Here is a 20,585-nt window from a genome sequence, read left to right as displayed (position 1 = left end):
TGAGTTCTCAAGGAACGGACGCTTCCTTTGTACTCACCCTCTCGGGCTTTCCTCCGGGCTTTTCCCTTCGGTCTTGCGTTTCCGACTCTATCAGACCGTTTCCGGTTCCGATTTCCTCGGTGCTTTCCAGGTTCCCGCTCTCGCGTTTCCCTTTCCGGCGCTCCCGACTTTATCAGAACTTTCGGACCGGACTGACCGGTCATCTGTTTCCGATTAATCGGGAAGGGGCTTCTTTGAAATCAAAGACTTCCAGAAGCAGACAGACACTCACTGCTACCGAGCGGGATGAACCCAGCTCCAGGCAACTGTTCGAATCTACCTCCCCACGCGGTCCGTGTCAACGGCTCCTGTGGGGCGAAGGAGACAGTAGCAGTTCAGTCCGGTCCCACGCACATCAGGCGGCGGTCGGCACCGTTGCGCTGCGTTCGGCCGCCTCGACGTCGCCCGTGGCCCCCGCGCGGGCCGCTCGTCCGCCCAGGACGAAGACGTAGGCGAGGAAGGCCAGCTCGGCGACGATCCCGATGGTGATGCGGGCCCAGGTGGGCAGGCCCGAGGGGGTGACGAACCCTTCTATGGCGCCGGACACGAACAGGACCAGGGCGAGGCCTATGGCCATGCCGACGGCGGCTCGGCCCTCCTCTGCCAGTGCGGTGCGGCGGGAGCGGGGGCCCGGATCGATCAAGGTCCAGCCCAGACGCAGTCCCGTGCCGGCGGCGACGAAGACCGCGGTGAGTTCCAGGAGGCCGTGCGGGAGCACAAGGCCGAGGAAGGTGTCCAGGCGGCCGGCCGAGGACATCAGGCCGACACCGACACCGAGGTTGAGCATGTTCTGGAACAGGATCCAGAGGACCGGGAGACCCAGAAAGATTCCCAGGACCAAGCACATGGCAGCGGCCTGGGCGTTGTTCGTCCAGACCTGGGCGGCGAAGGACGCCGCGGGATGGCTCGAGTAATACGTCTCGTACTGGCCGCCGGGGCGGGTGAGCTCGCGCAGTTCGCTGGGGGCCGCTATGGAGGACTGCACCTCGGGATGGGTGCCTATCCACCAGCCCAGGAGGGCCCCGACGGCCGTGGACAGCAGCGCGGTGGGCACCCACCAGTGGCGCGATCGGTAGACGGCGGCGGGGAAGCCGTATGCGAGGAAGCGTGTGACGTCGCGCCAAGAAGCGCGGCGGGTTCCTGTGACGGCACTACGCGCGCGTGCCACGAGTTGGCTGAGCCGGCCGGTGAGCTGTGGGTCGGGAGCGCTGGACTGGATCAGGGAGAGGTGCGTGGCGGTGCGCTGATAGAGGGTGACGAGTTCGTCCGTCTCGGCGCCGTTGAGACGGCGCTGGCGCCGGAGCAGGGCGTCTAGGCGGTCCCACTCGGCTCGGTGGGCGGTGACGAAGACGTCGAGGTCCATCGGTTTGCCTGCTCCTCGGCTGATCGTCGGCGGTCCGTCGTGGATGTCAGCTTGTCGTACTGCGGCGCGATGCGCCCTCAGCTTGGCAGACTGACTGTTCACGAGGCAGGTCAGGGAAGGGCGGCGGGCGTGAGTGAGCTGGTGACGGGCGAGGCGGTGGCGCTTGAGTTGCGCCCTGCGAGGCTGCCCAGCAGGGCGTTGTCCGTACTGATCGACCTGATCGTGGCCGTGGTCGTGTTCATCGCCGTGACCGTCGCGGTCGTGGCCGCTTCCGCTTCTTTGGACGACGCGGCCCAGACGGCGCTGTCGATCGCCGCGTTCCTGCTCGTCCTGGTGGGCGGGCCGATCGCGGTCGAGACGCTGAGCCACGGTCGGTCGCTGGGGAAACTCGCCGTGGGGCTTCGCGTGGTGCGGGACGACGGCGGGCCCATCCGGTTCCGGCATGCGCTGGTGCGGGGTGCGATCGGTGTGGTCGAGATTCTGATGACGTTCGGGGTCGTGGCCTGTATCGCCTCGCTCGTCTCGGCGCGTGGGCGTCGGCTCGGTGACGTGTTCGCGGGGACGCTGGTCGTGCGGGAGCGGATTCCCGTGGCGCCCAGCGGCTTCGTGCCGCCGCCTCCGCCCTGGCTGGCCGGCCGTTTCTCCGAACTCGACCTGTCTGCGGTTCCCGATGGCCTGTGGCTTGCCGTCCGTCAGTACCTGACGCGGATGCACCAACTTGATCCGCAGGTCGGCTCGGCCATGGCCGAGCGGTTGGCGGCCGATCTCGCGGCGCGTACGGGGGCTCCGGCGCCGCGGGATGTGCCGCCGGGCGCGTTCCTGGCGGCGGTGGTTCAGGAGCGGCAGGCCCGCGAGTCCCGGCGGGCCTTCGGCAGCGGCACAGCGGCCGCCGGGGCACCTCCTGCCGTCTGGCCCGGCCCTGCGGTAGGGGCGCAGAGCGGTTACTCGTACCCGGGGGTACGGCCCACTGCCCCATCCTCTCCGCAGCCGTCTGTCTCGTACGGCGTCGAGGCGGCCCCGGTCGTTGAACGTCCTGGCGTTCCGTCGGAGGGCAGGCCCGCTTCCGGGTTCGTTCCTCCGGCGTGATCCCGCAGCCGTCCGCCTCCCCGCTCGTGTCAGGTGGCGGAGCGAGCATCCGCTGAAGGCCGGTTCAATCGAGAGGCGTTCCAGGGAATCTCGACGGTGGTGATTCGAGGTCCTCCAGCTCGATGCCGGGGGCTGACAGGACCACGTCCCCGGCGATGTGCACGGTGTGCTGCTCTCCCGTGTCCAGGGCTGTGACCTGGTACTCCTCCACTGTCAGAGGCCCGTTGTCAGTGCCGTGTGCTTCTCTTTTCAGCAAGGTCCAGGACTGGTCCACGGTGCGCGGGGCGAGCACGGGGTCCGTGAAGGCCACGAGGCGTACGCGAGTCGCTGATGCGGAGGGGGTGAGGCGCAGGAGACGGGTGGTGGCGACGAAGAACGCGGGGGATGTGCCGGTGAAGGCGTGGGCGGGGACATTGCCTTCCGTGGCATGAGTGCCGGTGGGGTCCGTGCGGACCCAGGTGACGCCGTCCAGTGCGGCGCCGCGCACCTGCCAGCTCCCGGCGTGCAGTTCCAGGCGGATGGGGCGGCCGAGTTCGTCGAGGGTGAGGTCGACCGAGCCGCTGTGATCGCCCGCGGGGGTGGTCAGTTGAGAGACGTAGCGCCAGCCGGACGGGCCGGGGGCGCACTGGAAGTGTTCTTCCGCGAGGGGGGTGTGATCGTGCGGATCGTGGAGCGAATAACGGCCGCGGGGCATGGGGGTCCTGGGTTCTGACGGGCTGTCCTGCCTGACGGTCACACGGCGAGGGAGCAAGACAGAAGAAGGGTCACTGGGCCAAAGGGGCAGGCCCCCGACACGGGGGTGCGGGGGCCTGCCTCGGAGGGACTACTGCTGTGCCGTACGGCTCAGTAGCGGTAGTGGTCCGGCTTGTACGGGCCGTCGACCTCGACGCCGATGTACGACGCCTGCTCCGGGCGCAGCTGGGTCAGCTTCACGCCGAGCGCGTCCAGGTGGAGGCGGGCGACCTTCTCGTCGAGGTGCTTGGGCAGCACGTAGACGTCGGTCGGGTACTCGTCGGGCTTGGTGAACAGCTCGATCTGGGCCAGGGTCTGGTCCGCGAAGGAGTTGGACATCACGAACGACGGGTGGCCGGTGGCGTTGCCCAGGTTCAGCAGGCGGCCCTCGGAGAGGACGATCAGGACCTTGCCGTCGGGGAACTTCCAGGTGTGGACCTGCGGCTTGACCTCGTCCTTGACGATGCCGGGAATCTGGGCGAGGCCGGCCATGTCGATCTCGTTGTCGAAGTGGCCGATGTTGCCGACGATCGCCTGGTGCTTCATCTTGGCCATGTCCGAGGCCATGATGATGTCCTTGTTGCCGGTCGTGGTGATGAAGATGTCGGCCTTGTCGACGACCTCGTCCAGCGTCGTGACCTGGTAGCCGTCCATCGCCGCCTGCAGGGCGCAGATCGGGTCGATCTCGGTGACGATGACGCGGGCGCCCTGGCCGCGCAGGGACTCCGCGCAGCCCTTGCCGACGTCGCCGTAGCCGCAGACGACCGCGGTCTTGCCGCCGATGAGGACGTCGGTGGCGCGGTTGATGCCGTCGATCAGGGAGTGGCGGCAGCCGTACTTGTTGTCGAACTTCGACTTGGTGACCGCGTCGTTGACGTTGATCGCCGGGAACAGGAGGGTGCCGTCGCGGTGCATCTCGTACAGACGGTGGACGCCGGTCGTGGTCTCCTCGGTCACGCCGCGGATCTCCGAGGCGAGCTGGGTCCACTTCTGGGAGCCGTCGGTGATGGTGCGGTTGAGGAGCTCCAGGATGACCCGGTGCTCCTCGTTCTCGGCGGTGTCGACCGAGGGGACCTTGCCGGCCTTCTCGTACTCGACGCCCTTGTGGACCAGGAGGGTGGCGTCACCGCCGTCGTCCAGGATCATGTTCGGGCCGCCGGTGGGCGTGTTCGGCCAGGTCAGAGCCTGCTCCGTGCACCACCAGTATTCCTCCAGGGTCTCGCCCTTCCAGGCGAAGACCGGGATGCCCTGGGGGTTGTCGGGCGTGCCGTTCGGACCGACAGCGACGGCTGCGGCCGCGTGGTCCTGGGTCGAGAAGATGTTGCAGGACACCCAGCGGACCTCGGCGCCCAGGGCGACCAGGGTCTCGATCAGGACGGCGGTCTGCACGGTCATGTGCAGCGAGCCCATGATTCGCGCGCCGGCCAGCGGCTGAGTGGCTGCGAACTCCTTGCGGATCGCCATCAGGCCGGGCATCTCGTGCTCGGCGAGAGTGATCTCCTTGCGGCCGAACTCGGCCAGGGAGAGGTCGGCGACCTTGAAGTCCTGTCGGTTGTCGACAGTCGTCATTACGAGCTACTCCTCGGGGTTGGGGCGAGGTTGGGTACGGCTGGTCTGCGCGGCGGCGGACACAGAAGTGACCGAAGAGGACACAGGCATGCCCGGTGCACGCAGCGCAGTCCGTCGGAGGCCCTCTCTCCCTCGGTCGGTCCGCGGTGGGACCGCCCGACCGCCATCAGCAGCGACGTCTGGCTCCGTCCCAAGCTACACCGGTCGGCCGGGGCACCCCAGTCCGCCTCCGAATACATCAGGCCGATCCGGGGCGGCCGGCCGGGATGCCGGCGGGGTGCCGTCAGTTGTCCTGCCAGGGTGCCCGGGCGGCGGTGACAACATGCCTACGAACCAGGGAACAGGCGACAACAGACCAGGTCATCCGGGGACTTTTGCTCCTTGGGCGGCCTGGGCAGGTGAGGAAGGATGCGAAGAGATCGGCACCTCTGATCGATCTTGCGGGGCGCCCGGGACGGCGCTTTCGCGTGACAACGGCGTTAGGAGATCGACGTGACCAGTCCGGCCGGACCTCCCCCCACGGGCGGCGACAGCGAGCAGCAGCGGGTGAGGCTGCTGGCGGTGACCGCGTGCCCGACCGGCATCGCCCACACGTACATGGCCGCGGAGAAGCTCGCGCAGGCCGCCGCGAGCCGTGGCATCGACATGAAGGTGGAGACCCAGGGATCGATCGGGGCTGAGAACGTTCTCGATGACAACGATGTCAGCACCGCGGACGGCATCATCGTCGCCGCGGACAAGGACGTGGACCTGAGCCGTTTCGTGGGCAAGCGGGTCCTGACCGTGGGGGTGGCGGAGGGAATTCGCCATCCTGAGCGGTTGATCGAGCGGGTGCGGTCGGCGCCGGTGCACACGGCCGACAGCGGGCCGGCAGCGGCCGAGTCGGGCGACGGCGGCAAGCAGCGGAGCATCGTCTACAAGGCGCTGATGAACGGCGTCTCGTACATGATCCCGTTCGTCGTCGTAGGCGGTCTCCTGATCGCCGTCTCGCTCGCGCTCGGAGGCGATGCGACAGCCAAGGGCTATGTGATCCCCGAGGGCACCTTCTGGGCCGACGTCAATCAGATCGGTGTCATCGGATTCCAGCTGATGATCCCGATCCTGTCCGGCTACATCGCTTACGCCATCGCCGACCGCCCCGCCCTCGTCCCCGGCATGATCGGTGGCTGGATCGCGAACCAGGGTTCGCTGTACGACTCCAAGGCGGGCGCCGGATTCATCGGGGCGATCGTGACCGGGTTCCTCGCCGGGTATCTGGTGCTGTGGATCAAGAAGGTCAAGGTCCCGAAGTTCGTACAGCCCATCATGCCGATCATCGTGATCCCGATCGTGGCGACCACGGCGCTCGGGCTGTTCTTCATCTACGTCATCGGGAAGCCGATCTCCTGGGTGTTCAAGCACCTCACCGACTGGCTCAGCGGGATGACCGGCACCAGTGCGATCCTGCTGGGCGCGATTCTGGGACTCATGATCGCGTTCGACATGGGCGGGCCGGTCAACAAGACGGCGTTCCTGTTCGGCACAGGGCTGATCGCGACCGGCAACCAGACGGTCATGGGCATGTGCGCGGTCGCGATCCCGGTCATGCCGCTGGGGCAGGGTCTGGCCACGTTGATACGGAAGCGGCTCTACACCGAGCAGGAGCGGGAGACCGGACTGGCCGCGCTGTTCATGGGCTGCTTCGGCATCTCCGAGGGCGCGATCCCGTTCGCGGCGGCGCGGCCCGCGCAGGTCATCCCGGCCAACATGCTGGGCGGCGCGGTGGCCGGTGCGGTCGCCGGTGCCGCCGGGGTCGAGGACGCGGTGCCGCACGGGGGACCGATCGTGGCGGTGCTGGGTGCGGTGAGCGGGGTGCCGGTGTTCTTCGTGGCCGTGCTGATCGGCACGGCAGTCACCGCGCTGACGACGGTCACGCTCGTCGACATCAGTGAGCGCAAGGGCAAGGGCGCGGCGTCTCCGGTGGCCGGGCCGGGCGCGGGTGGGCGCGGTGTGGCCGGGCCGCTCGAGCCCGCGCTGGTCGGGGTGGGCACCGGTGCGGCGGCCGGTGGGGCTGTTGGTGCCGTGGTGGCGCAGCGGGTCGTCGCCTCGTCGAGCGCGCCCGCCACCGAGGCGGCACCGGCGGGGGGTCAGAAAACCTCGGATCCCGATGCCGATGCCGTTCTCGGTTCGGACGCCCAAGCCGGTGCCGGTTCGGAGGCCCAATTCGGCACCCGAGCCGATGTGGCCGCCAAGACCGGTGCCGACGCCGACGGCGCCCCCGTGACCGAGGACGACGACCTCGACCTCCCGGCCGAACCCGACCACGAAGTCCTCTCCGGCTACCTCACCGAGCAGACCGTGAAGGTCGCCCTCGACTCCCGGGACAAGGAGGCGGCCATCCGGGAGATGGCGGAAATGCTCACCCGGACCGGCAAGGTGGCGGACGTGGACGAGCTGGTCGCCACCGCCCTGCGGCGGGAGGAGCAGGGGACCACCGGGCTCGGGGAGGAGATAGCGATCCCACACGCCAAGACGGATGCGGTGACCGCGCCCGTCGTCGGGTTCGCCCGGTCCGCCGAGGGCGTCGAGTGGGGCTCGCTGGACGGTACGAAGGCGAGGCTGGTCTTCATGATCTCCGTGCCGGAGGCGGCCGCGGGCGACGAACACCTGCGCATCCTGGCCCTGTTGTCGCGGCAGCTGATGGACCCCGGGTTCCGGGAGCGGCTCATCGAGGCGCCGGACGAGAGGGCCGTGCTGGACGTGCTGAGCGAGATCAGGTGAGCGAAGGGCCCGCGCCCATGCGAGGGGACGCGGGCCCGTACAGCCGCTGTGGAGCCGGTGATCAGTGCTCGGCGGGATGCGGCGCCGGTCCCCCGGGCGTCGCCTCTCGGTCGGGGCCCTTGAGGGCTTCGGCCTCGCTGTAGATGTCCGGTTCGAGGTAGATGACGCGGGCGATGGGGACGGCCTCGCGGATGCGGGACTCGGCGGCGTTGATCGCGGAGGCGACCTCACCGGCCGTGTCGTCGTGCTGGACGGCGATCTTGGCGGCGACGAGCAGTTCCTCGGGGCCGAGGTGGAGCGTGCGCATGTGGATGATGCCGGTGACGGTGTCGCCGTCGACGATCGCGGCCTCGATCTTCCGGACCGCCTCGATGCCGGCGGACTCGCCGAGCAGCAGGGACTTGGTCTCCACCGCCAGGACGAGGGCGATCAGGATGAGCAGGATGCCGATGCAGAGGGTGCCGATGCCGTCCCAGACGCCGTCATCGGTGAGCAGGGCCAGGCCGACGCCGCCGAGGGCGAGGACCAGGCCGACGAGGGCACCGAAGTCCTCCAGGAGGACGACGGGGAGCTCGGGTGCCTTGGCGCGGCGCACGAACTCCTTCCAGGAGAGGTTGCCGCGCAGCGGGTTGGACTCCTTGATGGCCGTCCGGAAGGAGAAGCCCTCGGCGATGATCGCGAAGGCGAGGACGCCCACCGGCCAGTACCAGTGCTCGATCTCGTGCGGGTGCTTGATCTTCTCGTAGCCCTCGTAGACGGCGAACATGCCGCCGACCGAGAAGAGGACGATGGAGACCAGGAAGGCGTAGATGTAGCGCTCGCGGCCGTAGCCGAAGGGGTGTTGCGGGGTGGCCGCGCGCTGGGCCTTCTTGCCGCCGAGCAGCAGCAGGAACTGGTTTCCTGAGTCGGCGAGCGAGTGCACGCCCTCGGCGAGCATCGAGGACGAGCCGCTGAACGCGAACGCCACGAACTTCGATGCCGCGATCGCGAGGTTGGCGCCGAGTGCCGCCACGATCGCCCTGGTTCCGCCTGACGCGCTCATCTGGTCGCGTTGTCCCTTCGCCTCAAATGCCTCTACGCCGTCCAGGCCTTTGCCCGTCCTTTGCCGGGGGGCCATTCTTGCAGCCTCCCCCGGCGACGGCGTCTCAGCCGTCCACAGGACCGGTCATACGATCACACGTCCCGGTCACACGATCACGGTCGCCCGGAAGACCGTGCCGCTGCCGGACACCTCGGCCTTCTCGCCCGCCGGTACGAACACCGACTGGCCGGGGCTCAGTTCGTGTTCCCCGACTCGCACGGAACCTGCCGTGCAGAGCAGGATCTGTGGGGTCGGGCGGGTCAGGTCGTGGATGGCGGCACCCTCGGGGAGGACATACCGGGACAGCCGGAACTCGTCGATCGGGGTCTCGTAGACCTCCTCGCCGTCGGGGGACGCCTCGGGGCGGAGCACGCCCGGATCGGCGGCCTCGAAGCGGACGATGCGCAGGAGTTCGGGGACGTCGACGTGCTTGGGGGTCAGGCCGCAGCGCAGGACGTTGTCGGAGTTGGCCATGATCTCGACGCCCAGGCCGCTCAGGTAGGCGTGCGGGAGGCCGGCGCCGAGGAACAGGGCCTCACCGGGCTGCAGGCGGACGTGGTTGAGCAGCATCGCGGCGATGACGCCCGGGTCGCCCGGGTAGTGGTGGGCGATGTCGGCGTAGGGGGCGTGGTCACCGCCGAGGCGGGCGCAGGCGGCCGCGGCCTCGGTGACCGTGTGGGCCATCTCCGCGCGGTCGGCGCTCAGGACGGCCGTCAGAACCTCCCGCAGGGCCGCCTCCTCGGGGCGGGCGTGCAGGAGGTCGACGTACGGCTTGAGGGAGTCGACGCCGAGCGCGTCGAGCAGTTCGGCCGCGCGCGCGGGTTCGCGGAAGCCGCACAGGCCGTCGAACTCGGTGAGGGCGCAGATCAGTTCGGGCTTGTGGTTGGCGTCCTTGTAGTTGCGGTGGCCGGCGTCCACGGGGATGCCGCGGCGCTCCTCGTCGTCGTAGCCCTCTTTCGCCTGGGCGAGGTCGGGGTGTACCTGGAGGGAGAGCGGGGCGCCCGCGGCGAGGATCTTGAGCAGGAAGGGCAGGCGGGGGCCGAACTTGGCGACCGCCTCGGCGCCGAGCTCCTTCGCCGGATCCGCGTCGATGACCTCGACCAGCGTGCCCCGGCCGGTGCGTGAGGGGGCTCCGGGGTGGGCACCCATCCACATCTCCGCCTGCGGCTCACCGGTCGGCCGGACGCCGAGGAGTTCGGGGATGGCGGTGGTGGAACCCCAGGCGTAGGGGCGGACGGTGTTGTCGAGGCGGTCCATCAGGCTCTTTCTGTACGTACGGCGATCAAGGCGTCCCTGACAACGTCAGGCCCCTGAGGCGAGCGCCAGGTAAACGGCGGCGAAATCCGTGACGGCGATCAGTTCCGCGAGGGTCTCGATCTCGCCGCCGGACTCCGGTTCCAGCTCGCTGATGGGCGTGTCGTGGCTCAGGGCCAGCTCGCGGGCGGACGGGGCGGCGCTGAGGCCGCCGATCGGACGGTCGCGAAGGAGCACCACGCGTGCGTGCAGCGCGGGAGGTTCCTCGACGCGGTCGCGGAAGAAGTCGTCGGGGTCGGCGCTGGCGGCCAGCGGTCCGGCGAGCAGCGTGCTGTGCGCGGCGAGGGCCTCGGGCAGTTCGGAGACCACGGACGGGCGGCCGGAGAGCTCGGCGAGGGCCGCGGCGAAACGACGGCCCGCGGGGCCCGCGGAGGTGCCCTCGGTCCAGATCACCGGGAGCGCGTCGGCGAGTTCGGCGGCCAGGGTCTTGGCCGGGTTGCTGTAGGTCGCGATGGCGGGGCCGCAGCGCTCGGCGATCTGGTCGAGACGGCCGGCGATCTTCTCGAGGGTGTCGGGCGGGGCGGTGAGCAGGCCGGTGCGGTCGAGGATCGCGAGGAGCGGGGTGAGCAGGGCCCACAGGACGCCGGGGGCGGATGCAGTGAGGGGTGTGTCCTGCTCGTACGGGGCGGTCGCCATGGGCACGAAGAGGCCGTGGGCGCCCTCGACCGCCTCGGAGAGCGGGGTGTGGCCGGGGGCCACGGCGACCACCGTGCAGCCGCGGCGGTAGGCCTGGTCGGCGAGCAGGGACAGGCCCGGTTCGGTGCCGTCGGGGGTGGCGATCAGGAGGAGGTCGACCGAGCCGGCCCAGCCGGGTAGTTCCCAGCGCAGGGCGCCGGCGGCGGGTGCGACGCCGGTGGGGGCGAGGCGGGTGACGGGACTGCCGGCGCCGGCGAGGGTGCCGAGGAGGTCGGCGACGTGGGTGGCGGCGGCGCCGGGGCCCGCGATGAGGACCGCGCGCGGGCGGCCGTCGGGCTTGAGGTCGTTGACCCCCGCCTCGGCGGCGTGCCGGGCTGCCGTACGGACGCGGGCGCCGGCCTCCGCGGCGCCGCGGAGCAGGCCTCGGCGGTCGGCCTCCGAGAGGGCCTCGGGGGTGTCTAGCAGCGATTCGTCGAGCATGGGGCGGCAGCCTCCGATCGCCGGGTCTCCGGGACGCCGGATGGTGCTTCGGCGGGTCTCCGGGACACCGGATTGTCGCTTCGCCGGGTCGTCGGTCGCGCGGGTCCGGGACACCGGTGGTCGCTGTGGGTCGCTGTGTCGTTGTCGCTCACTGCGGCTGTGGCGCTGTCCCGCCCACGCCGGAGGGGCGCTTACGCGGGGCGGCGGGCCTCGTCGACGAGGAGGACCGGGATGCCGTCGCGGACGGGGTATGCCAGGCCGCAGTCCTGACCGGTGCAGATCAGCTCGCTGTCCTGCTCCTTGAGGGGGGCGTGGCAGGCCGGGCAGGCGAGGATCTCCAGGAGGCCGGCTTCGAGCGGCATGGGGGTTCCCTTCGGGGCGGTAGGGCTGGTTGTGCGGATGTGCCTGGTCAGGGTACCGCCGGGGAGAGTTGGGTGCGGGGGTTGGGGCGAGGTCCGGGTGGGGGTGCTGTCGGGGTTTGCGCCCCCGCCGCCCCTACCCGTCCCGTCCTGTCCCCCAGGGGCTGATCGTGCCGTAGCCGGATCAGGCCCTGATGATCGCCAGTACCTCGTCCCGCACCTTCGCCATCGTCGCCTCGTCCCTCGCCTCCGCGTTCAGGCGCAGGAGGGGTTCGGTGTTGGAGGGGCGGACGTTGAACCACCAGTCGGGGGTGGTGATCGTGAGGCCGTCGAGTTCGTCGATCTGTACGCCCTCCCGGACCTCGTAGGCCGCCCTGACGGCCGCCAGGCGGCCTGCCTGGTCGGCGACCGTGGAGTTGATCTCGCCGGAGCCGGCGTAACGGTCGTACTGGGCCACCAGGGACGACAGCGGGCCGTCCTGGCCGCCCAGCGCGGCGAGGACGTGCAAGGCCGCCAACATGCCCGTGTCGGCGTTCCAGAAGTCCTTGAAGTAGTAGTGCGCGGAGTGCTCGCCGCCGAAGATCGCGCCGGTCCTCGCCATCTCGGCCTTGATGAAGGAGTGGCCCACGCGTGTGCGTACCGGTGTGCCGCCGTTCTCCTCGACGACCTCCGGGACCGACCAGGAGGTGATCAGGTTGTGGATGACCGTGCCCTTGCCGCCGTGCCTGGCGAGCTCTCGGGAGGCCACGAGGGCGGTGACGGCGGACGGGGAGACCGGGTCGCCGTGCTCGTCGACGACGAAGCAGCGGTCGGCGTCGCCGTCGAAGGCGATGCCGAGGTCGGCTCCCTCCTCGCGGACGCGCTTCTGGAGGTCGACGATGTTGGCCGGGTCGAGGGGGTTCGCCTCGTGGTTGGGGAAGGTGCCGTCCAGCTCGAAGTACATCGGGACGGTGTCCAGGGGCAGTCCGGCGAAGACGGTGGGGACGGTGTGGCCGCCCATGCCGTTGCCCGCGTCGACGACGACCTTCAGGGGGCGGATGGAGGCCAGGTCGACGAGGGAGAGCAGGTGGGCCGCGTAGTCCTCGAGCGTGTCCCGCTGAGTGATCGTTCCCGTCGAGGCCGCCGGCTCCGGGGCGCCCGTCTCGCTCCACCGCTCGACCAGTTCGCGGATCTCGGCGAGGCCGGTGTCCTGGCCGACCGGGGCCGCGCCCGCGCGGCACATCTTGATGCCGTTGTACTGGGCGGGGTTGTGGGAGGCCGTGAACATCGCGCCCGGCAGGTTCAGCGCGCCGGACGCGTAGTACAGCTGGTCGGTCGAGCACAGACCGATCTCGGTGACGTCCACGCCGAGGGCGGCCGCTCCGCGCGCGAAGGCCCGCGACAGGCCCGGGGACGTGGGTCGCATGTCGTGACCCGTCACGATGGCGCTCGCCCCGGTCACCTGGACGAAGGCGGCGCCGAAGAGCTCGGCCAGCGTCTCGTCCCACTGGTCGGGAACGACTCCGCGCACGTCGTACGCCTTCACGAGCTGTGACAGATCAGCCACGGCCAACCCTTCTGAAAGTCCTGTCGGTCACCACAAACTACCCGTACGCGCTGACAGCCGTAGTGCGAGAGCAGAGTGGACGCCCAGCCGTTATCTCAGGTCAGAGCGTCAGGGCAGGCGATGGTGAGGTTCTGCGGCGAGGTCATCAGAGCGCGTTGGCGGAGGTGTCCGAGCCGGAGACGGCCACTCCGAACCAGCCCAGGACCGGCGACAGGAAGGCCGGCCCGGCGCCCACGGCCGCGACGAAGTGGCCGATGGCGGCGGCCTGGACGGAGAGGTACATGACGTACGCGAGCGCCGGTACGGACGTCACGGTCAGGATGGCGAACCTCAACTCATGGAGGTCGCCGCCCGTTCGCGAAGGGCCACACGCGCGTGTACGCCGAGGACGATCGCCATGAGAATCCCTGCGAGCAGCACGAGGGTGCCGCCGGTGGAGACGACCGGCCAGGTGAAGACGGTGCCGCCGACCGGATCGCCGTCGGGCTCGCCGACGTTCTCCCCGGCCAAGGCGGCGCCGATGTCGGCCAGTTGGGCGGCGAGGTGGTGGAAGGCCGCGAACTGGGCTACGGCGAAGGCGGTTCCGCAGACCAGCGCGGGTACCCAGGTCTCAAGCAGGCCCTGCCTGCCGTCGACCAGGAACGCCAGGAAGACCAGCACCAGGGGCACCACGAGGGCCGGCAAGGGCCTTTGACGGCCCACCACGGACGCCACGTCGTCCTGCGGCGGCCCGGTGACCTGAGCGAGTGTCACGACGGGTGTGCCCCTGGCGCCGAAGGCGACCGGCGCCGTGTTGGCGACCGGCGCGACGACCGCCCGCGCGTACCGGGTCGAAGCCGAGAGCGACGAGCATGACCGAGCAGATCGCGACCGGGGCGCCGAACCCGGCGAGGGCCTCAGGAGTGCGCCGAAGCAGGAGCGGCTCAGGATGTCGAAGTGCCGGGTGCGGACGGGCATCCGGTACACCCACAGGACGTTGACGACGATCCACAGGATGGGGAGAGGCCGAAGACGGCCCCTGGGCGACGCTGGAGACGGTCTGGGCCGATGCCGTAGGCGAGCCAGGAGGCCGGTGAGGCCTGCCAGGTGCGCCTTCATGCGGACGCCGCCGAGCAGGACGAGGACGATCACGAGGGGCAGGGCCGCGACGAGGGCGGACAGCCCGAGCGACCGCCGATGGGCGTGCGGTGCGTCACCCAGCGGACGCGGCTCAGTTGTCCGGTGAGCGCAGTACCCGGAGGTGGCCTCGGCGTGCGACCTCCATCGGGTCGGCCCGCCGGGCCCCGCCGGCCTCCGCGGCACGCTCCTGCGGACGGGCCGCCTCGCGCACGGCGTTGGCAAGCGCTTCCAGATCGTCCCCGCTGGGCCGGGCCGGGGCCGAGGCGTCGAGGAGCCGGACGACCTCCCAGCCGCGCGGGGCGGTGAGGCGCTCGGAGTGCTCGGCGCACAGGTCGTAGCAGTGGGGTTCGGCGTAGGTGGCGAGCGGGCCGAGGACCGCGGTCGAGTCGGCGTAGACGTACGTCAGCGTCGCGACGGCGGGACGGCCGCAAGCGGTGCGCGAACAGCGACGTACAGGGCTCACGATGTTGGACGGTACCGCACTCTTGAGCGGGCCGCGACGACTCTGCCCCAGGTCACCCCACCGTGTCGTGCTGTGAAACGCCCCACACACCACTCCGGTCACACCGCCATGACCTGCGCGGACGGGCGTTTTCGAGGGGCCGAACAGGCTTGAGTCCGGTCACCACTCGGCACAAACCAGGTCAGTTGACTCGATATCGACGGTCCCGGAGAGATACGGAATCGAGTCCAACCTTGGCTGGAAGGGTCGACTGCCGACATGCCGTACGAGGCGGTCGTACGTCGTTTCGGGCCATGTCCGGGGGAGCGCGTGGAAGCGAGGCGCGGGAGGGCGGCGAGGATTACCCTTCACCAGTGATGGAGAACCCCGTACCGCCCCGCGCCACCGGCCCCGGGCCCCGCCGCCGTGATCGTCACGGACGAGGCATGCGCGGCCCGATCGCCCCGCCGCAGGTGCCGCTCGCCGCGAGCCGGGCCGAGGCGTTCGCGGACCTGGTGCAGGACTCTGTCGAGCGCCTGGAGCGTCGCTGGCCGCAGCTCGCCGACATCGATTTCCTCGTCCTGGAGGTGCCCCGGCTGGACGGACAGTCCTGGAACGACGAGGCGGTGCCGCTCGGCGGGACGATTCCCGCGCGTGAGGGACGCCCCGCGCGCGTGGTCGTCTACCGGCGACCGGTGGAGATCCGCACCAAGGGGCGCGACGAGCGGGCGGCGCTGGTGCACGAGATCGTCGTGGAGCAGGTGGCCGAGCTGCTGGGACTCACTCCCGAGACGGTCGATCCGCGGTACGGCGAGGACTGAACCGCCCGCGGATCGCCCCGGGGCTACTTCTGGAGCACCGACAGGTCCTGGTCCGCCTCCGGCACGGCCACCATGCCCCGGTCGTCCGGGAGGGTCTGGACGGTGAAGCCCGGGACGCCGTCCTCCGTCGCCGCCAGGGTGCGGGCGCCGTAGACCGGGCCTCCTGAGACGTGCTCGACCGTGAGGGCGTACGTGCCCTTGAGGCCGGTCGGGGCCGGGGCCTCGACGTTCTGCGTGGTGCCCGCCTTGAGGGTGAACGTCTTCGAGACGGCCTCGCCGCCCTCGCTGCCCGCCGAGGCGGTGACCTTGACGGTGGCCGCGCGCGTGGGGGCGGTCAGGGAGAGCGTGGTGCCCTTGGCGCTGTTGTCTGCGACCGTCGCGCGCGTGCCGACGGGACGCGTGGCCGGGATGAAGGCCGTCTCCTGGTCGTCGCCCTTGCCGCGGACGACCCGCAGCGCGGCGACCACCGGCACGGAGCTGTCGGTGGGGGTCAGGACCAGCGAACCGGCCTCCCCGCGCGTGACGTCACCGAGGTCGGCGGAGGCCGTCATGCCCGCCTTCACATGCAGCGTCTCGTTCCCGGCGGGGGTGATCAGGCCGGACGGGGACGCGAGCTGCACCTTCACGTCGGCGTCGGAGTCGCCGGGCGCGAAGGCGACCAGGCGCACGGCGGTGGCGTCCTTCGGGATGCCGGGCAGCACCAGGCTGCCGGACGGGTCCGTGGACGCGGCCAGCCAGTCGCCGCCGAGCTTGTCGTCCAGCGCCTGCACGGCCGCGCCCACGCGCCCGCTGCGGACGTTCACATGGACGGTGAGGTTCTCCTGCTTCTCCTCGGTCAGCGTGGACAGCAGGATCGGGTCGCTGGAGTGCGGCGCGACGGTGATGCCCTCCCCCAGCGTGGAGTCCAGGGCGCCGTCCTTGCCGTAGAGCTCGATGTCGACGACGGCGGCGGAGTCGTCGGGGTTGGTCAGGTGGACGTAGTCGGTGCGGTCGGCGGCCGTGCTCGCGCCCGGGAACCAGAACTCGGTGTCGGGGGCGGAGCAGTTGACGCCCTGCAGCCCGCGTCCGGAGCCGGCGGCGACCTCCGTGGTCTCCTGGACGGTCCAGCCGGGCGCGAACTTCCCCTCGGCGGTGCCGACGAGAGCCGGTGCGTCGCCGCCGGAGGTGTCACCGGTGGCGGGCTTGCCGGGCCCCTCGGGTTCGAGGACCGGCTTGCCGGCCTTCTCGCTTTTGCTCTTGCTCTTGCTCTTGCCGTCCGACTCCTCGGCGGCCGCCTGGAGTTCGGCCTTGCCGCCGCCGGACGCGTCCTTCGTGACAGGCGTGAAGGACGTGTACGACGTCTCCGCTATGTCGGAGGTGCTGGGCGAGGGGCACAGCAGGCTGGTGCGCTCCACGGGCAGCTCGGTGGCCGTCCTGGCGGTGCCTGCGGCCTGCGGTGAGCTGAGCGTGGCGAACCCGGTGACGGCGGCGAGTGCGGCGGTGCCGGCGATGAGGGACACGGTCGTGCGGTTCACTGCTGACTCCCGTCGGGGCGCTCACTGCCGGTGGCGCCCGGGTGCTGCTGCGCCGGGTCGTACGCGGGGTCGTAGCCCTGGTCGTACTGCTGCTCGTACTGGCCGCCGTACGTCTGGTCGTACGACGTCTGCTGGTTCTGCCCGCCGTAGCCGTACGGGTCGTACTGGCCGCCCTGGTAAGGGTCCGCCTGGTACGGCTGCTGGTCGTAGCCGCCGGCCTGGTACTGCTGGGCGGTGCCCTGGTACTGGTCACCGGCATAGGTGTCGTACTCGGCGTTCGGGTAGCTCGGGGCGTCCCAGTCGCTGCCGTAGGGCTGCTGCTGCGGGACCGCGGCGGGCGCCTCCTGGGGAGGAGCGGGGAAGTCCTCGGGCCCTGCGCTCTCCTCGGCCTCGGCCTGGGCGCGCAGCCGGCGGGCGCGGCGGCCCTCGCCCGCCACCGGCTGGGCGGGGACGGCCTGCTCCTCGGGGAGGTCGTCGTCGACGTCGCGGCGGCGGCCGGGCAGGGCCATCACCACGAGGACGACGGCGAGGCAGCCCTGGATCCACAGCCACAGGGTGTGGGGGAAGGGGTCGTCGAAGGTGACGTCCAGCTTGCCGCCGGAGGCGGGCAGTTCGAAGCCCTGGGCCCAGCCGTCGACGGTGGTGGGGGTGAGCGGCCTGCCGTCCAGGGTGGCGGTCCAGCCCTCGTCGGCGGTGTCGGCGAGGCGCAGGACCCGGCCGTCGGCGCCGGACGGGACCGTGGTGTGGATGTCGACGGGGCCCGCGGCCACCGGCTGCGCGGTGCCCGAGCCGGACTTGGCGACGATCGTCGCGCGCGCGACCTCCTGGTCGACCCGCCACAGTCCGCTGCCGTCCTGCTGGCTGAGCCGGGTCAGACCGGGCGTGGCGTCCAGCACGCGCGTGACCTCGCGGGGCGCGCCCTTGTGGACGAGGACGTAGCGCACGGCGAAGCCGCCGAGCTGGTTCGCCTGGTCGGCGCCCGAGCCGGCGACCAGGTTGGCGACGACCTTGTCCAGCTTGTCGTTCTCACCGTCGGCGGCGGCGAGTTCGGCGTCGCCGAGACGGGCGCCGGAGCCGCGCACCAGCATGTAGCCCACGTGGGCGGCGGAGTCGCTGTCGAGGACGAGGGTGCGGGCCTGGTCGCGGGTGCCGCTCTCCTCGGCGACGAACGCGGGCACCTGTACCGGGTCGCGGCGTTCCAGCGGCCCGTCCGCGCCGCCGATCATCCAGCCGGCGGCGACGAGCAGCGGGCCCGCGGCGGAGGCGAAGGCGATCAGCGCGGCGACCGGCTGGCGCCAGCCGAAGCTCTGCTCCGCCACGCGTGCGCGTGCCCCGTCGGCGCCGAGCAGGGCGGCGGCGAGCAGGGCGAGGCCGTAGACGAGGGTGGCGGGGCCCGCCCAGGTCGATTCGTTGGACAGGACCGCGAAGACGAGGCCGACCAGGGCCACCGCCCAGGCCGTCCAGACGCCGAACTGCCGCTCGGCGCGCAGCAGGGCGGCCAGCGCGGCCAGCACGACTCCGATGAGCATCAGCCCGTCGACGGTGCCGGGGCCGCCGGGGCTCGCGCCGAGCAGGTCCAGGGCGGAGGCGGTCGAGGAGCCGTACTCCAGGCCCGCCTGCTCGAAGAAGCCGAACGGGAGCAGCGTCAGCGACCAGGGCGCGAGGACCAGCAGGGGGACGCCGAACTGGGCCAGGAAGCGCAGGCCGTAGGCGGTGATGTCGGTGCGGCGCACCGCCAGCAGGCCGATGCCGAGGATCAGCGTGATCGGCCAGATGATCGGCGTGAACGCGGTGGTGATCGTGAGCAGGAGGGCGAAGGCCCAGGTGGCGCGCCAACTGCCGCGCGCACCGGTGCTGTTCGTCAGCCCGCCGGCCGCGACGCCCGCGCGCGCGAGGAGCGGCAGCAGCACGGCGAGGACGGCGGTGCCGACGCGGCCGCCGGCGAGGGCGCCGGTGGCGGCGGGCAGGAAGGCGTAGACGACGGCCGCCCACGCGCGCAGGAGGCGGGACTCGACGAGCGGGCGGGAGGCGAAGTAGGCCGTGACGCCGGCCAGTGGCACCGAGCAGACCAGCAGGACCGTCAGGGCGAGACCGGTCGAGCCGAACAGCACGGAGGACAGCGCGGCGATGATCGCCAGGTAGGGCGGCGCGGACGGGGTGCCGCCGGCGCCCACCGCGTGCCACGCGTCCGCGTAGCGCGACCACAGCTCGCTCGCGTCGGCCGGGGCGGGCAGCAGGGCGCCGCCCGCGAGCGCGCCGCCGCCCAGGAGGTTGCGGCAGGCGACCAGGGCGACCAGCAGCAGCGCCAGGAAGAGCACCGGTCCCGGCTTGCGGGCGATGCGCTTGAGGTGGGCGAACTGCTCGATCTCCAGGAAATCCGCGTCGTCGCCGCCGGGCCCGGACTCGATGCCGCCGCCATGGCGTCCCGCCGTGGAGGCCTCGGCGTCGGAGCTGCCGAAGAAGCCGCCCGCGACCTGCTCAACGGTGGCCCGCACGGTCGCGCCGGGCGGCGGGAACAGCTGTCTGAGCTCGGCCTTGTCGACGACGGGAGTGCCGCGCCTGCTGCGCCCGGCGATGATCCGCTCGGGCCGCAGCAGGGTGCCGAGGAGACCGCGGATCTCGTCGAGGGCCTGCCCGGGGACCTTGCCGACGAGGTAGGCGACGGTCCGCAGCAGGGTGCCCAGGACCAGGCGCACGAGCACCCAGGGCAGCGCGGCCGTACGCGCGTTGACGAGCAGGGTGTAGGCGGCGCCGGCCTTGTCGACCTTGTGCGGGGAGGCGGTGGTGCGGCCCGCGCAGTCGACGGTACGGCGTTCCCGGGAGGCCGCCTCGGCATGGCGTACGACGGCCTCGGGGGCGATGAGGACGCGGTGGCCGGCGGCCTGGGCGCGCCAGCACAGGTCGACGTCGTCGCGCATGAGGGGCAGGCGCGGGTCGAAGCCGCCGAGCTGCTCGAAGAGGTCGCGGCGGATCAGCATGCCGGCGGTGGACACGGACAGCACGGACCGGACGTGGTCGTGCTGGCCCTGGTCCTGTTCGCGGCGGTCGAGGCCCGTCCAGCGGCGGCCGGAGTTGGCGATGGTGACACCGACCTCCAGGAGCTGCCGCTTGTCGTACCAGCCGCGGAGCTTGGGGCCCACGACGGCCACGTCGTCGCGGCCGAGCTCCAGTTCGTTCTCCACGACGCGCAGCAGCTGGGCCAGGGCGTCGGGCTCGGGGGCGCAGTCGTCGTGCAGCAGCCACAGCCACTGGACCGGCTCGCCGTGCGGCAGCTCCGGCATGTCGTAGGCGTCGTCGCGCCACGTGCGCGTGACGGGGTCCCAGCCGCTGGGCCGCTTCAGATACGGCAGCTCGTCCGGGGTAAGGACGGGGGCCGTGCGGGCGGCCTCCTCGACGGCCTGGCCGAAGCCGGTGCGCCGGGCGAGGTGCAGGACCCGGTCGTCGCCGAGGGCGTCGGTGACCAGCTGGGCGGATTCGTCCGCGCTGCCGGTGTCGGCGGCCATGGCGAACTGCACGGGGCGCTCCTGGCCGAGCAGCCCGGCGAGCGCGTCGGGCAGCCAGCGGGCGCCGTCGTGGGAGACGAGCACCGCGGTCACCACATGACGCGGGAACTCAGGAGTGGCAGCGTGGTCTTGGGCTGCCGTGTGGCTGTGCACGGACATCGAGGTACGGGCCCCGGTTCGGTGGACTGCGGTGGACGCCTGTGCCCTCAAGGGGGCGGCGA

The 20,585-nt window shown here is 71.3% G+C and carries 14 protein-coding genes and 1 pseudogene; 3 read left to right on the top strand and 12 right to left on the bottom strand.

What is annotated here, in order from left to right; genetic code table 11:
* Nucleotides 1-394 precede the first annotated feature (394 nt).
* Nucleotides 395-1,402 carry a stage II sporulation protein M gene (locus tag ABZT06_RS29440; RefSeq protein ID WP_355747305.1) on the bottom strand — a complete coding sequence of 336 codons (1,008 nt, stop codon included), beginning with the start codon at nucleotides 1,400-1,402 and terminating at the stop codon, nucleotides 395-397.
* 129 nt (nucleotides 1,403-1,531) lie between these two features.
* Between ABZT06_RS29440 and ABZT06_RS29435 the strand changes: the two genes are divergently transcribed.
* On the top strand, nucleotides 1,532-2,488 hold the full coding sequence (locus tag ABZT06_RS29435) for an RDD family protein (protein ID WP_355747303.1): 957 nt from the start codon (nucleotides 1,532-1,534) through the stop codon (nucleotides 2,486-2,488).
* A 64-nt stretch (nucleotides 2,489-2,552) separates the two neighbouring features.
* On the opposite strand, the gene ABZT06_RS29430 is transcribed toward ABZT06_RS29435, so the two are convergent.
* Together ABZT06_RS29430 and ahcY are read right to left on the bottom strand one after the other, a co-directional pair.
* Entirely contained in the window at nucleotides 2,553-3,182 is a 630-nt protein-coding gene (locus ABZT06_RS29430) for a hypothetical protein (RefSeq protein ID WP_355747301.1), read from the bottom strand.
* A gap of 149 nt (nucleotides 3,183-3,331) precedes the next feature.
* A complete protein-coding gene (gene ahcY / locus ABZT06_RS29425) occupies nucleotides 3,332-4,789 on the bottom strand; it encodes an adenosylhomocysteinase (protein WP_355747299.1) in 1,458 nt (485 codons plus the stop codon).
* A gap of 492 nt (nucleotides 4,790-5,281) precedes the next feature.
* Between ahcY and ABZT06_RS29420 the strand changes: the two genes are divergently transcribed.
* Nucleotides 5,282-7,549 (top strand): fructose-specific PTS transporter subunit EIIC, encoded by a 2,268-nt coding sequence (locus tag ABZT06_RS29420; RefSeq protein ID WP_355747296.1) that lies wholly within the window; start codon nucleotides 5,282-5,284, stop codon nucleotides 7,547-7,549.
* A 61-nt stretch (nucleotides 7,550-7,610) separates the two neighbouring features.
* On the opposite strand, the gene ABZT06_RS29415 is transcribed toward ABZT06_RS29420, so the two are convergent.
* The 7 genes and pseudogenes from ABZT06_RS29415 to ABZT06_RS29385 form a co-directional block, all read right to left on the bottom strand.
* Nucleotides 7,611-8,591, bottom strand: a complete 981-nt coding sequence (locus ABZT06_RS29415) for a cation diffusion facilitator family transporter (protein ID WP_355747293.1) — start codon at nucleotides 8,589-8,591, stop codon at nucleotides 7,611-7,613.
* Nucleotides 8,592-8,735: 144 nt separating this feature from the next.
* Nucleotides 8,736-9,887 (bottom strand): mannose-6-phosphate isomerase, class I, encoded by a 1,152-nt coding sequence (gene manA / locus ABZT06_RS29410; RefSeq protein WP_355747290.1) that lies wholly within the window; start codon nucleotides 9,885-9,887, stop codon nucleotides 8,736-8,738.
* A gap of 45 nt (nucleotides 9,888-9,932) precedes the next feature.
* Nucleotides 9,933-11,060, bottom strand: coding sequence for an SIS domain-containing protein (locus ABZT06_RS29405; RefSeq protein ID WP_355747287.1), 1,128 nt, complete (start codon nucleotides 11,058-11,060; stop codon nucleotides 9,933-9,935).
* A gap of 191 nt (nucleotides 11,061-11,251) precedes the next feature.
* A complete protein-coding gene (locus tag ABZT06_RS29400; RefSeq protein WP_109005418.1) occupies nucleotides 11,252-11,422 on the bottom strand; it encodes a Trm112 family protein in 171 nt (56 codons plus the stop codon).
* Nucleotides 11,423-11,603: 181 nt separating this feature from the next.
* Entirely contained in the window at nucleotides 11,604-12,971 is a 1,368-nt protein-coding gene (locus ABZT06_RS29395) for a phosphomannomutase/phosphoglucomutase (RefSeq protein ID WP_355747283.1), read from the bottom strand.
* Nucleotides 12,972-13,113: 142 nt separating this feature from the next.
* Nucleotides 13,114-14,165 (bottom strand): annotated as a pseudogene (locus ABZT06_RS29390) (L-lactate permease); the annotation flags it as partial.
* A gap of 10 nt (nucleotides 14,166-14,175) precedes the next feature.
* Nucleotides 14,176-14,547: a DUF3499 domain-containing protein gene (locus ABZT06_RS29385; protein WP_355747280.1), complete on the bottom strand. Its 372-nt coding sequence runs from the start codon at nucleotides 14,545-14,547 to the stop codon at nucleotides 14,176-14,178.
* A 356-nt stretch (nucleotides 14,548-14,903) separates the two neighbouring features.
* Between ABZT06_RS29385 and ABZT06_RS29380 the strand changes: the two genes are divergently transcribed.
* Nucleotides 14,904-15,347: a metallopeptidase family protein gene (locus ABZT06_RS29380; RefSeq protein WP_355747365.1), complete on the top strand. Its 444-nt coding sequence runs from the start codon at nucleotides 14,904-14,906 to the stop codon at nucleotides 15,345-15,347.
* A gap of 23 nt (nucleotides 15,348-15,370) precedes the next feature.
* On the opposite strand, the gene ABZT06_RS29375 is transcribed toward ABZT06_RS29380, so the two are convergent.
* Together ABZT06_RS29375 and ABZT06_RS29370 are read right to left on the bottom strand one after the other, a co-directional pair.
* Nucleotides 15,371-16,861 (bottom strand): DUF5719 family protein, encoded by a 1,491-nt coding sequence (locus ABZT06_RS29375; RefSeq protein ID WP_355747278.1) that lies wholly within the window; start codon nucleotides 16,859-16,861, stop codon nucleotides 15,371-15,373.
* On the bottom strand, nucleotides 16,858-20,523 hold the full coding sequence (locus ABZT06_RS29370) for a glycosyltransferase family 2 protein (protein ID WP_355747275.1): 3,666 nt from the start codon (nucleotides 20,521-20,523) through the stop codon (nucleotides 16,858-16,860). Before ABZT06_RS29370 ends, ABZT06_RS29375 begins: the two co-directional genes overlap by 4 nt.
* Nucleotides 20,524-20,585: the final 62 nt, after the last annotated feature.

The sequence above is a fragment of the Streptomyces sp. NPDC005483 genome (genome assembly GCF_040606035.1).
In the GTDB taxonomy this organism is placed as follows: Bacteria; Actinomycetota; Actinomycetes; order Streptomycetales; family Streptomycetaceae; genus Streptomyces.
Note: the sequence above shows the minus strand (reverse complement) of the source record. Positions and strands in the feature narration are given on the sequence as shown.